A 12,794-nucleotide genomic window follows, 5' to 3' on the forward strand; every position below is an offset into this window, starting at 1 on the left:
CCGTCACCGAGGAGCTGCCGCTCCTCGGACATCCCGCAGACGCCAGCCGGCCTCCCCACGAGCAATCGTGAGGGAGGCCGGTGGTGTCTCTGCGGCCTGGATCGCGTCCGCCGGCCACAGATCCACCACGACGAGGTCGCCGTAGCGATCCCTGAGTGTCGCCGCTGTCAGTCCCGCGAGCTGGTCTGCTGCGCCCCCACCGCGGGCGAGGTCCGCGTGCAGGCCCGGCGCGTCACTCTGGTACACCTCCTCGAGACAACCGGCGGTCTCGCTGGCAAGGCACTCGGCCCGCCGCTCGACCAGGGCCAGCACGGCGACGGTCGGATCGTCCGCCATGGCGCGTGCGCGCCAGTCAGGGGCCCCAGCTGAGTCGGCGACGGGCATCGTCTCGTTCACCGGCGGGTTCCCGGAGCTCGGAGGGCCCGACTCCGCGGTCTGGGCGGGCCGAGCATCGCTCGTTGGCACGCTCGGAGCCGAATCCTCTCCCCCACCAGGTGCCTCACCGAGCACCCCCAGCGCCGCGGCGCAGATGCACAGGACCACTGCGGCAGCTGCCGCGATGCGAAAAGGCAGCCTGATGGTGCCCAGCGTGCGGCGCAGGAAACCGGGCTGCCGACGCGCCCGCTGCCGCCTCCTGCTCCGCCCACCGCGAGACGCCCGCTGATCGGGAGCCTCGGGGCGATCTCGACGTCTGGCTTCCCCTCGGGCCCGCACGGAGTGCCCGAGGCGAACGTCTCTGCCTGCAGCGCCTGCCTCGGCGAAGTCCCCGCCTGCGTCGTCGTCATCGCCGTCGAGCAGCGAACTGGTCAAGCGGCGTGTGTCGGCACCCGCAGGATCGAAGTCATCGTGCCCGCCGGTAGCCGGAGCCACGTGCGGCAGCGTCGACTCGTGCGCCAGCAAGGCCCGACGTGGAGAGCGCTCTCCCGCAGCCGGGTCCTGGATGTCACTTGCATCGTGCCAGGCGAAGAGCGCGTCGAGCAGGCGCTCGGGCAGCTCAGCATCCACATCACCGCTCAAGCACCTGTCGAGTTCGCGCTCGAGTGCCGCCGGCAGCTCGAGCTCGGTCGGCAGCTGCGCGAGGACCAGATCGGCGAAGCCCTCGAAGGCCTTCCAGTCGCGGACGATGCCGGGCTGCAGCCGGTCGTCGAACCCCTCGAGGCGTGACAGCGTGTCCCACCTCTTGACGACGGGTCGCCCCTGAGCGGTGAGCCGAACGTCCTCGAGGCCCAAGCCGCCGAGAGCGAGGCCCGCTCGGTGAAGCTCGGCGAGCGTCTCGGCGAGCGGGGCGAGGATCGTCACGATCTCACCGGTCGCGAGGGGGTATGGCCGGTCGAGCAGCTCCCCCACGCTGGATCCGATCGTCGCCTCGAGTACCGCCACGGCCTCTCGGCGATCCGTCAGACCAATGTCGAGCAGCACGGGGATGCTCGGGGCGCTGACCTCGTCGAAGACCTCGCAGAGCTCGGTGAGCGTCGGTCCCCCGCTCGCCTCGACCTCCACGACAAGCTCAACCGTGCCGTCGAGAGCTGCGGCAGGAAGCTGCGGTTGCGAGACGTCTGCTGCCCCGGAGAGCCATTCCTCCTCATCCGGTGCCGCCTGCTCCCTCGACACCGCCAGGAGGCGATGCCAGGCGCCGGTATCGTCGAGCACCTCGACGACCCGCCAGCCCACGACGTCGAAGTACTCGGGGCGGTCGAGGCGGTCGGTTCCCGGCAGATTTCTGGCTCGCACAACGGGAGTCTGACGGTCCCCACACCAGCGGAGTGCACCAGCTTCATCGTCTGTGGAGAAGTCGTCACGAGTCCGAATGTGAATACGGGGTGAAGTGCCGGTATTCTGGATGCACTATGGCGAACTCTCCACAAGCCAGCGCAGCAGCGGAAAAAGAACCAGGTCGCTTCAAGCAGATCTGGCAAGTCCTCAAGATGACGGTCAAGTACGACAAGACCGCACCTTGGATCATGGCCGCTGCCGTGCTCGTCCCCCTGATCATCGCAGCGCTCGTGAGCATCTTCCTGCCTGGATCGAACGCGCTCATCTGGATCCTCACGATGATCCTCGGCCTCATGGTCGGCGTGCTCCTCTTCATGTTCACGCTGAACTGGCGCGCCGAGCGGGTGGCCTTCGGGCAACTCGAAGGGCGCGCCGGTGCAACCGGCCAGGTGCTCACCAGCGCCATGCGCGGAACCTGGCAGACCAGCGAGATGCCGGTCGCCTTCAACGCGAAGACGCAGGATGCGGTCTACCGTGCGATCGGCAAGCCCGGCGTTGTCATCCTCACCGAGGGCAGCAAGTCCGGCACCAAGCGACTGCTCGACGACGAGCGCCGCAAGACCGCGCGAATCTTGCCGAACGTGCCCATCCACCACTTCCACGTGGGGACGGGCGCCGACGACGTGAAGCTCGTCAAGGTCCGCAAGACCCTCAACAAGCTCCCGAAGAAGCTCACCAAGCCGGAGATCGTCGCCGTGACGAGCCGACTCAAGGCGCTCGGCAGCAACGCGCTTCCGATCCCCAAGGGCATTGACCCGATGCGGATGCGCTCGTCGCGTTCGCAGATGCGCTGATCCGCAGCATCCCCGCCAGAGACTCGCCCTGTCGCTCTACACGAGCCGCAGGGCGAGTTTTGTCATGATGTCGTGGCCGCCGCGCTGGTCGCTGTCCCAGACGAGCATGGGCAGCACGAGCGTCACGAGGAGCTGGCGGATGAGGGGACGCACGTAGCCGGGGGCTGAGCCATCGAGTCTGGTCACGCGCATCCGGAACAGCAGGTGCCCCGCCGAACCCCCGAAGAGCATGATGCCCACGGAGCTCATGGAGAAGAAGAGGAGCAGGATCGCGATCGACTCGTAGTCGAAAAAGAGGAACGCCACGCCGGCAGCGAGGGCGTAGTCCACGATGAGGGCGGGGATGCGTCGACGCATGGGGCCTATCGAGCCTCGCCCTTCCTCGGGGTAGCCGAGGCGGTAGCCCGGGTAGCGGTTGTTCTCCGGGCGTGCGAACTCCGGACTGCTTGACTGTGCGGGCATCCGGACAGCTTACCTTCGCCATCCGAGCCTCCTCGGTGCCCGATCGCCCCTGCATATCACGCTCTGCGTAACGTGCACGAAACATAACAGTGACCAAGGGGCAACAGCGAGTGGTTAGCTTGTGACAGGACCCCGTCCGCCAACACCTTCGACACGACCCGGAGAAGCCATGTTCAAAGAACCGTCTGAAGTCCTCGCCTATATCGCCGATAACGATGTCAAGTTCCTCGACATCCGCTTCACCGACCTCCCGGGTGTGCAGCAGCACTTCAACATCCCCGCGTCGACCGTCGACGAGGAGTTCTTCTCCGTCGGCCAGCTCTTCGACGGCTCCTCGATCCGCGGTTTCGCGTCGATCCACGAGTCGGACATGCAGCTCATCCCCGACGTGACGACCGCGTACCTCGACCCGTTCCGTGACGCCAAGACCCTGATCATGGTCTTCGACATCTACAACCCGCGCACCGGTGAGATCTACCACCGCGACCCGCGCCAGGTCGCGAAGAAGGCTGTCGACTACCTGTCCTCGACGGGCATCGCCGACACAGCGTTCTTCGCTCCCGAGGCCGAGTTCTACATCTTCGACGACGTGCGCTACTCCGTGACGTCGAACCAGAGCTTCTACTCGGTCGACTCCGAAGAGGGCGCCTGGAACTCCGGCCGCGAAGAAGAGGGCGGCAACCTCGGCAACAAGACGCCGTTCAAGGGTGGCTACTTCCCCGTCTCCCCCGTCGACAAGACGGCAGACCTGCGCGACGACATCACGCTCAAGCTCATCGAGGCTGGTTTCATCCTCGAGCGCTCGCACCACGAGGTGGGCACCGGCGGGCAGCAGGAGATCAACTACCGCTTCGACACGATGGTCAGCGCTGCAGATGACATCCTGAAGTTCAAGTACATCGTCAAGAACACCGCTGAGCAGTGGGGCAAGTCGGCCACGTTCATGCCGAAGCCGCTCTACAACGACAACGGCTCGGGCATGCACACGCACCAGTCGCTCTGGAAGGACGGCGAGCCGCTCTTCTACGACGAGGCCGGCTACGGTTCGCTCTCGGACACGGCTCGCTGGTACATCGGCGGTCTGCTTGCGCACGCCAACTCGCTCGCGGCGTTCACCAACCCGACGACGAACTCCTACCACCGCCTGGTGAAGGGCTTCGAGGCTCCCATCAACCTGGTCTACTCGGCAGGAAACCGCTCGGCTGCGATCCGCATCCCGATCACGGGCTCCAACCCGAAGGCGAAGCGCATCGAGTTCCGCGCACCGGACGCCTCGGCCAACCCGTACCTCGCGTTCGCGGCCCAGCTCATGGCAGGCCTCGACGGTATCCAGAACCGCATCGAGCCGCACGAGCCCGTCGACAAGGACCTCTACGAGCTTCCCCCGGAAGAGGCGAAGAGCATCCCGCAGCTCGCCACCTCGCTGCCTGAGGCGCTCGCAGCTCTCGAGGCTGACCACGAGTACCTCACCAAGGGCAACGTCTTCACGCCGGAGCTCATCGAGAACTGGATCAACTACAAGACGGTCAACGAAGTGCAGCCGCTCGCGCAGCGCCCGCACCCGTACGAGTTCGAGCTCTACTACGGCGTCTAACTCGTCGCGGTAGCTCCACGCCCGGCCCGTCTCGCACTCTGCGAGGCGGGCCGGGCGTTTTGCGCGTGGCGATGTGCACGCCGGCACCCCCGTGCCTTCCAGGTAGGCGCTGGACGGCATGGCAGGCTGGGTGGATGGATGAAGCAGAACTCCACGAGCAGGCTCTGGCCGCGATCGACCACCACAAGCGGCTCGCCGCGAGCATCCACGCCGCGGCCGTCCGTCGGCTCTCGTCCGAGCCGCAGAGCGAGGACTGGCACCGGCACAACGCGGACGTCGACAGTGCCATCGACGAGCTCCTCGCCCACGAGTTCACGACGCCGAAGTCCGCGTTGCAGGCACTCGCCTCACACGAGGCCCAGCACGCCGTCGGCATCGGCAGGCAGTCCGGCCTCGACGCGGTCCTGATCGCCGACAGCCTCGAGCGCGCCATCATCGAGCAGCAGTCCGCGCAGTCCTAGGTCCTAGGCTCTCAATCCTCGTGCCTCGTCCGCGTCTGACGGAGCATGGAGCGGGCGGTTACTCGCCGTAGAAGAGTCGCTCGAACACGCGACGAGCGCGGCGGGTCTCGCCGAGGTAGTCGTCCTCGAGATGTGGGCCAGAGCCCGGCGAATAGCCCAGCGCACGTGCGACTGCATCGAGCGTCGGACCGTCCTGGGGCAGCAGGTCGGACTGCTTGTTCGTCGCCAGGTACAGCGCCGAGCGCACCCGCGAGGCCAGCAGCCAGGCGTCGCGCAGCTGATTGGCGTCGGTCGGCGTCAGCAGTTCCTCGTCCTGCGCAGCGTCGATGGTGCCGAGCGTCGAGGTCGTCCGAAGGGATGTGCGGTGCGTCGCGTGCTGCAGCTGCAGGGTCTGGGCGAGCCACTCGACGTCGCTCAGCGAGCCGCGCCCGAGCTTGAGGTGTCGCGTCGGGTCCGCTCCCTGCGGCAGCCGCTCGTTCTCCACCCTCGCCTTGATGCGCCGCACCTCGCGAAGGCCGTCCTCGGACAGCTCCTTGCCGTACCGGACCTCGTCGACGAGGTCCATGAACCGGTCACGCACGTTGGCATCCCCGACGACGTCGTGGGCACGCAGCAGCGCCTGGGTCTCCCAGCCGAGCGACCAGCGGGCGTAGTAGCTGCGGTAGGCGGACAGCGACCGGACGAGGGGCCCGGACTTGCCCTCAGGGCGGAGCCCCGCATCCAGGTCGATCGGCATGCGCGGGTCGGCCGTGAACTCCACGATCCGGTGCACGAGCGACAGCGCTCGCCGACTCGCCAGGTCGGGGTTCTCGAAGTCGCCCTTCTCGAAGACGTAGAGGACGTCGAGATCCGAGCCGAAGCCGAGCTCGCGACCGCCGTAGCGGCCCATGGCGATGATCGCGAACGGCGGGTACTCGACCTTGTCGATACGTCGGACCGCGTCGTACGCACCCTGGAGCGTCGCCGTGGCGATGTCGGAGAGACCGGCACCCGTCTGCTTGATGTCGATGAGGCTGAGGAGACCGCCGATCGCCAGGCGCAGGACCTCGCGCCGACGGAACGTGCGAAGGGCCCTCCGAAGGGCAACCTCGTCGTCGTGGCGGCGGATCGTGGTGGCGACCTCGTCGAGCAGCGCGGTGAGGGTGCGGGGCTTCAGCTGGGCGTCGTCGTCCAGCCACTTCACCGCCTCCGGGTAGAGCTCGAAGAACTCTGCTGCGAACTTCGAGCCGGAGAGCAGCTGCGTGAGCCGCTTGGCCGCCGCCGAGCTGTCGCGCAGGAGCCTCAGGTACCACGCGGTGTCGCCGAGCCGCTCCGAGAGCTTCCTGAAGGCGAGGAATCCGCTGTCGGGGTCGCTGCCCTGCGAGAACCAGTCGATGAGCACCGGCAGCAGCGTGCGCTGCATGATCGCTCTGCGCGACACCCCCTTCACGAGCGCAGTGATGTGCGCGAGCGCGCCCCGCGGGTCGAGGAAGCCGATGGCGCGCAGGCGAGCCTCCGCCTGGTCCGAGCTCAGCGCGAACCCCTCCGTGGGCAGCGCCGCGACCGCGGAGAGCAGTGGGCGATAGAAGACCTTCTCGTGCAGACCGCGGACACGGAGCTTCACCCGCTGCCACTCGTCGGTGAGCTCGCGTGAGTTCGCGAAGCTCGCCGAGCGAGCCAGGACGGCACGTTCGATGTCGCTCGTCGGCATGAGGTGCGTGCGCCGCAGGGCACGCAGCTGGATCCGGTGCTCGAGCAGGCGAAGGAACTCGTAGTCGGAGGAGAACTGATTCGCGTCGTCGCGCCCGATGTAGCCGCCCTCGCTGAGCGCCTCGAGCGCCGCGAGCGTCGACCGTTCCCTCACGGTCTCGTCATGCTGACCATGCACGAGCTGAAGGAGCTGGACGGTGAACTCGATATCGCGGAGCCCGCCAGGTCCGAGCTTGATCTGCAGATCGACTTCCTCTGCAGGGATATGCTCGGTCACGCGCTCGCGCATCGCCCGTACCTGGTCGACGAAGTCCGCGCGGCTGGCGCTCGCCCAGATCAGCGGCTCGACGCGGCGCTCGAATTCCTCTCCGAGCCTCAGGTCGCCCGCCATGGCCCTGGACTTGATGAGTGCCTGGAACTCCCAGTTCTTCGCCCACCGCTCGTAGTAGCGCGCGTACGAGTCGATCGTGCGCACGAGCGCACCGTCCTTGCCCTCCGGCCTGAGGTTCGCATCCACCTCCCAGAGCGCTGGCTCGATGTCCGTCGAGTCGATGACGCGCATCGTGAGGCTGGCGAGCCTCGTGCCGATCTCGACGGCCTTCGGGACAGCGACGCGCTCCGGATCGGACGATTCGGCGACGAACATGATGTCGACGTCGCTGATGTAGTTGAGCTCCTCGGCGCCGGCCTTGCCCATGCCGATCACCGAGAGGCGAACGCACTCGACGTCCTCGGCAGGGAAGCGTCCGAATCCGCTCGGTGGCGCCTGGGTCTCTGCACGGGCGACCATGATCGCGGCATCCAGCGTCTCTCCTGCGAGGTCGGCAAGAGCACGACTCACCTCGCGGACGCACCCGCGCTGGTCGTCCTGGGCCAGGTCGAAGGCGGTGATGCGGGCCAGTTCGGTGCGGTAGCGGATGCGGAGGGATCGAATCGCCTCAGAGCCCGTGATCTGCGCGACAGCCATGCCGAATCCGCCGTCGGCGTCCGCCTGGTCGGCGTCGACGCCGACACTCGCCGCCATCCGGCGTTGCAGCTCGGCACGGGTCGGCAGCTCGGACTCACCGGACTGCACGACCTCCATCGTGCGCGGGTGGCGCAGGAAGAACTCGGCCAGGCCTGTCGACGCCCCGAGCAGACGGACGACGGTCTTGGCGTTGGGTCGCTCCGCGAACAGCGAGTCGACGGCACTCGGGTGCTGCCGCGCGAGATACACGAGCCACTGGAGCGCCTGGTCCGGATCGGCGACGCGCTCGTCGACGACGGAGAACACGTCGTCTGCACGCACCCCGGTCAGCTCGGCGAGCTCCACAAGGCGCGGCTCGGCTTCGCTGGGCGCAGCGAAACCCGCCCTCGCGAGGCGCGTTCGCAGACCGTCAGAGCGCACGGCTTACAAGGAGTGCAGGTTCGAGGCGAGCTCGAAGGGGGTCACCTGAGCGCGGTACTGCTTCCATTCCGCACGCTTGTTCGCGAGGAAGTAGGCGAAGACCTGCTCTCCGAGCGTCTCGGCGACAAGCTCCGAGTTCTCCATGATGGCGATGGCCTCGTTGAGGCTCGACGGCAGCGGGTCGAAGCCGAGCACGCTGCGCTCACGCGGTGACATCTCCCAGATGTCTCCCTCGATCTCGGCCGGGAGCTCGTACTCCTCCGACACGCCCTTGAGGCCGGCCGAGAGCAGGACCGCGTACGCGAGGTACGGGTTTGCCGCGGAGTCGATGCCGCGGTACTCGACCCGAGCCGAGCCGCCCTTGTTGGGCTTGTAGGTCGGGATGCGCACGAGCGCAGAGCTGTTGTTGTGGCCCCAGCACGCGTAGCTCGGGGCCTCGTCTCCGCCCCAGATGCGCTTGTAGGAGTTGACGAACTGGTTCGTCACAGCCGTGATCTCCGGCGCGTGCTTGAGGAGACCCGCGACGAAGTGCCTGCCGATCTTCGACAGCTGGTACTCGGCGCCCGGCTCGTGGAACACGTTCGTGTCGCCCTCGAAGAGCGAGACGTGCGTGTGCATGCCGCTGCCAGGGTGCTGCCACATCGGCTTGGGCATGAACGTGGCGTACACGCCCTGCTCGATGGCAACTTCCTTGACCACGGTGCGGAACGTCATGACGTTGTCGGCCGTGTTGAGCGCATCCGAGAACCTGAGGTCGATCTCGTTCTGGCCCGGGCCGGCCTCGTGGTGGCTGTACTCGACCGAGATGCCCAGGTCTTCCAGGATGCGCACTGCGCGACGACGGAAGTCGTGAGCGGTTCCGCCTGGCACGTTGTCGAAGTAGCCAGCGTTGTCTGCCGGCACCGGCTCGCCGCTGAGTGCCTCGTCGGACTTCAGCAGGTAGAACTCGATCTCGGGGTGCACGTAGAAGGTGAAGCCCTGCGCCGACGCCACGTCCAGCGCGCGGCGAAGCACGCGTCGCGGGTCGGTGACCGAGGGCTGCCCGTCCGGAGTGGAGATGTCGCAGAACATCCGAGCGGTCGGGTCGATCTCACCGCGCCACGGGAGCATCTGGAACGTCGACGGATCCGGGTGCAGGAGCATGTCGGCCTCAGACCGCCTCGTGAACCCCTCGACGGCAGAGCCGTCGAGTCCGATGCCCTCGTTGAAGGCACCCTCCACCTCCGCCGGTGCGATTGCCACGGACTTCAGTGTTCCGAGAACATCCGTAAACCACAGGCGGATGAACTTGATCCCGCGCTCCTCGATCTGGCGGAGTACGAAGTCCTGCTGCTTGTCCACTCGGGCTCCAATTCTTGTTGTGCGCCTCCCCCTAGGCTACTGGGCCTGAGGCCGCCCCGCCGTATGATGGCCTGCATGTCTCAGGCCAGTGCACCGAAGCGAGTCCGAATTCGACACTTTCAGACGGCCAAGGCCGCCGGCGAGCGCATCACCGCGCTCACGAGCTACGACGCCATGACCGCTGCGGTGTTTGACGAGGCAGGCATCGACGTGCTCCTCGTCGGAGACTCCGCGGCCACCACGGTGCTCGGTGAGACCTCGACGCTGCCCGTCACGGTCGACGAGCTGATTCCCATGGCACGCTCCGTCGCACGCGGCGTGTCGCGAGCCCTCGTCGTCGCAGATCTTCCGTTCGGCAGCTACGAGCGCGGACCCGAGCAGGCTCTGGACACCGCGGTCAGGTTCATGAAGGAGGCCGGCGTGCAGGCGGTGAAGCTCGAGGGCGGCGTGCGTTCGCAGGCCACTATCAAGCGCATCGTCGAGGCCGGGATCCCCGTGATGGCCCACATCGGCTACACCCCGCAGAGCGAGCACGGCCTCGGCGGGCACGTCGTGCAGGGCCGAGGCGACGCGGCGGAGCGAGTTCGAGCAGATGCTCGGGCGGTGCAGGACGCCGGCGCGTTCAGCGTGGTCCTCGAGATGGTCCCAGCCGTCCTGGCCGCGGAGATCACGCGGGAGCTCGTCATCCCGACCATCGGCATCGGCGCCGGTGCCGAGTGCGACGGCCAGATCCTCGTATGGACCGACGCGATGGGCCTCGGCACCGGTCGCATGCCGCGCTTCGTGCGCAAGTACGCCGACCTGCGCGGCATCCTCCTCGACGCCGCATCGAGCTACCGCGACGAGGTCAAGTCAGGCGCGTTCCCCTCGGAGGCTGAGAGCTTCGAGGACCAGTCCGGCTAGGGCCGCCTCGAGAACGAGGAGGGACGCCGAAGGTCAGCGGTCCTCTTCGGCCTCTTCCTCAGCCCAGGCCTTCGCGCGCTCCTGAAGCTTCTCAGGGGCGCGCTTCGCCTCTGCCTCGGATGCGAACGGGCCGACGAGCTCGGAGCCGAGGGACTGCCGTCCGACCTCGACCTCGCCCGTGCGCGAGTTGTACCAGAATTCCTGTGCATGCGTATCGGTCATAGGCTCAAGCGTATGCCGAAAGACCCGAATACAGGACTCCTCATCCCCGGCCGCAGCGCCCCGGCCAGATCCGTCCCAGCCGCCATCACCCGCCCGCCGTACGTCGGCAAGCAGGCGCCGGACACGTGGACGGGCGGGGACGTCTACACGCCGGAGGAGATCGCCCGGATCGAACGGGCATCCGCCATCGCCGCCGATGCCCTCGACCACCTCGAGCAGTTCGCCGTCCCAGGCGTCACCACCGATGAGCTCGACAGCATCGCGCACGACTTCGTGACCGCGCGAGGCGCCTATCCGTCGACGCTCGGCTACCGCGGGTTCCCGAAATCGAGCTGCACCTCGCTCAACGAGGTGATCTGCCACGGGATCCCAGACGACACGGTGCTCGAATCCGGGGACATCCTCAACGTCGACATCACCGCCTACTTCGAGGGCATGCACGGAGACACGAACCGCATGTACCTCGTCGGCGACGTCGCCGACGAGTCGCGGCTGCTCGTCGAGCGCACGCACGAGGCCATGATGCGCGGCATAGCCGCAGCCAAGCCCGGACGGCAGGTCAACGTCATCGGGCGCGTCATCGAGAAGTACGCGGGCAGGTTCGGCTACGGGGTCGTGCGCGACTACACGGGCCACGGTGTCGGTGGCGCGTTCCACTCCGGCCTGATCATCCCGCACTACGACTCCCCGCAGTACACCACGGTCATCGAAGAGGGAATGGTCTTCACCGTCGAGCCGATGCTCACGCTCGGAACCTCGGACTGGCGCCTCTGGGATGACGGCTGGACCGTCGTGACCGCCGATGGCTCTCGGTGCGCCCAGTGGGAGCACACCGTCGTCGTCACCTCAGACGGCCCGCGGCTCCTCACCGTGCCATCGGCCTGACGGCGCGAACGGGCACCCCGCTCCCGATATGCTCACACGCATGGGCAAGAGCAGAGCCACCAAGGCCATCGGCATCGACATCGGCGGCACCGGCATCAAGGGGGCGCTCGTCGACCTTCGCACGGGCGAGCTGCTCTCCAAGCGGCGCAAGGTGCCGACGCCGGTCGGCGGTGACCCGCGCGAGGTCATCGACGCGACCATGGAGATCGTCCGCAAGATCTGGGACAAGGACCTCGACGGCGACACGGACGTCCCGGTGGGCATCAGCGTTCCCGCGATCGTCAAGCACGGGGTGACGCGCTCCGCGGCCAACATCTCGCCGCGCTGGATCGACTTCGCCGCCAGGGCGGCCTTCTCCGAGGCTGTCGGGCGCGAAGTGGCGCTCGCGAACGATGCAGACGCGGCCGGCATCGCGGAGGTGCGCTTCGGCGTGGCGCACGGGCGACTCGACAGCGTCATCATGACGACGCTCGGCACGGGGATCGGGACGGCCATGTTCTACGGGGGCCACCTGTTCCCGAACTCCGAGCTCGGGCACATCAGCATCGGCGACCACAGCGACTACGAGAAGTTCGCCTCGTCGAAGGTGCGCGAGCGCGATGAGCTGTCGTTCTCGGAATGGGGTTCGCGACTCACTCCCTATTACCGTCAGCTCGAGGCGCTCTTCTCCCCCGACGTCTTCATCGTCTCGGGCGGCATCTCCAAGCAGGCAGACGAGTTCCTGCACTACATCGACGTCGAGACCCCCATCGTCGTCGCCGAGTTCATGAACAACGCTGGCATCGTCGGCTCAGCATGCCTCGCAGCCGAGCACTGGGTCTGATCCCCGACCCTCGACACGCGCTGAATCGAACGGCGGAGGCCGGGCCGGAAGCCAGAACAGCTTCAAGCCCGGCACCGCGACCAAGAGAGTGAGCAGGCCGACCGATACGCCGGGTTCTGTCCCGATGTGAATCGGGGGCGGCCATCTCTCTCGCGCACACGTTGCCGCGTGCATCTAGCGGCCTACCCGGGGACTCGGCGAGCAGCGTCGTCATCCCCTGTATGGCCTTGCTCCGGACGAGGTTTACCTTGCGGCGCCTGTCACCAGGCGCCCGGTGGGCTCTTACCCCACCCTTTCACCCTTACCCCTGCATCCCGAAGGACGCGGCGGGGCGGTCTGCTTTCTGTGGCACTGTCTCGCGGGTTTCCCCGGGTGGGCGTTACCCACCGTCCTGCTCTGCGGAGCCCGGACGTTCCTCGGCATGGCTTCCCATGACGCGACCGCCTGGTCGACCTGCTCA

At 67.3% G+C, this 12,794-nt stretch carries 11 protein-coding genes and 1 other RNA gene; 6 read left to right on the plus strand and 6 right to left on the minus strand.

The features are described from left to right. Positions 1-3 precede the first annotated feature (3 nt). Complete coding sequence (locus C5E06_RS10380) at positions 4-1,731, minus strand: hypothetical protein (RefSeq protein ID WP_104306832.1); 1,728 nt, start codon at positions 1,729-1,731, stop codon at positions 4-6. A gap of 116 nt (positions 1,732-1,847) precedes the next feature. Here C5E06_RS10380 and C5E06_RS10385 point away from each other — a divergent pair, with 116 nt between their 5' ends. Next, positions 1,848-2,567: a DUF4191 domain-containing protein gene (locus tag C5E06_RS10385; RefSeq protein WP_104298719.1), complete on the plus strand. Its 720-nt coding sequence runs from the start codon at positions 1,848-1,850 to the stop codon at positions 2,565-2,567. Positions 2,568-2,603: 36 nt separating this feature from the next. Here the strand turns inward: C5E06_RS10385 and C5E06_RS10390 are convergent, their stop codons facing one another. After that, a complete protein-coding gene (locus tag C5E06_RS10390) occupies positions 2,604-3,029 on the minus strand; it encodes an RDD family protein (protein WP_104241362.1) in 426 nt (141 codons plus the stop codon). Between the two features lie 169 nt (positions 3,030-3,198). Between C5E06_RS10390 and glnA (C5E06_RS10395) the strand changes: the two genes are divergently transcribed. Both glnA (C5E06_RS10395) and C5E06_RS10400 read left to right on the plus strand, forming a co-directional pair. Next, positions 3,199-4,623, plus strand: a complete 1,425-nt coding sequence (gene glnA / locus C5E06_RS10395; protein ID WP_068492563.1) for a type I glutamate--ammonia ligase — start codon at positions 3,199-3,201, stop codon at positions 4,621-4,623. A 134-nt stretch (positions 4,624-4,757) separates the two neighbouring features. Beyond that, a complete protein-coding gene (locus C5E06_RS10400; RefSeq protein ID WP_104241363.1) occupies positions 4,758-5,084 on the plus strand; it encodes a hypothetical protein in 327 nt (108 codons plus the stop codon). A gap of 58 nt (positions 5,085-5,142) precedes the next feature. Here the strand turns inward: C5E06_RS10400 and C5E06_RS10405 are convergent, their stop codons facing one another. After that, positions 5,143-8,160: a bifunctional [glutamine synthetase] adenylyltransferase/[glutamine synthetase]-adenylyl-L-tyrosine phosphorylase gene (locus tag C5E06_RS10405; protein WP_104298717.1), complete on the minus strand. Its 3,018-nt coding sequence runs from the start codon at positions 8,158-8,160 to the stop codon at positions 5,143-5,145. 3 nt (positions 8,161-8,163) lie between these two features. Beyond that, the gene (gene glnA / locus C5E06_RS10410) at positions 8,164-9,501 is read right to left on the minus strand and encodes a type I glutamate--ammonia ligase (RefSeq protein ID WP_104241365.1); all 1,338 of its coding nucleotides are present in this window, start codon (positions 9,499-9,501) and stop codon (positions 8,164-8,166) included. A 75-nt stretch (positions 9,502-9,576) separates the two neighbouring features. Here glnA (C5E06_RS10410) and panB point away from each other — a divergent pair, with 75 nt between their 5' ends. Continuing rightward, a complete protein-coding gene (gene panB, locus C5E06_RS10415) occupies positions 9,577-10,404 on the plus strand; it encodes a 3-methyl-2-oxobutanoate hydroxymethyltransferase (protein WP_228502331.1) in 828 nt (275 codons plus the stop codon). A 33-nt stretch (positions 10,405-10,437) separates the two neighbouring features. On the opposite strand, the gene C5E06_RS10420 is transcribed toward panB, so the two are convergent. Beyond that, positions 10,438-10,626, minus strand: a complete 189-nt coding sequence (locus C5E06_RS10420) for a hypothetical protein (RefSeq protein WP_104241367.1) — start codon at positions 10,624-10,626, stop codon at positions 10,438-10,440. A gap of 12 nt (positions 10,627-10,638) precedes the next feature. Here C5E06_RS10420 and map point away from each other — a divergent pair, with 12 nt between their 5' ends. Next, positions 10,639-11,511 (plus strand): type I methionyl aminopeptidase, encoded by an 873-nt coding sequence (map, locus tag C5E06_RS10425; protein WP_104306834.1) that lies wholly within the window; start codon positions 10,639-10,641, stop codon positions 11,509-11,511. 40 nt (positions 11,512-11,551) lie between these two features. Further along, positions 11,552-12,334 (plus strand): polyphosphate--glucose phosphotransferase, encoded by a 783-nt coding sequence (gene ppgK, locus C5E06_RS10430; RefSeq protein WP_104242077.1) that lies wholly within the window; start codon positions 11,552-11,554, stop codon positions 12,332-12,334. 89 nt (positions 12,335-12,423) lie between these two features. Here ppgK and rnpB read toward each other — a convergent pair. Next, positions 12,424-12,790, minus strand: an RNA gene (rnpB, locus tag C5E06_RS10435) — RNase P RNA component class A. Positions 12,791-12,794: the final 4 nt, after the last annotated feature.

It is taken from the genome of Pseudoclavibacter sp. RFBI5, from assembly GCF_002931395.1.
GTDB lineage: Bacteria > Actinomycetota > Actinomycetes > Actinomycetales > Microbacteriaceae > Pseudoclavibacter.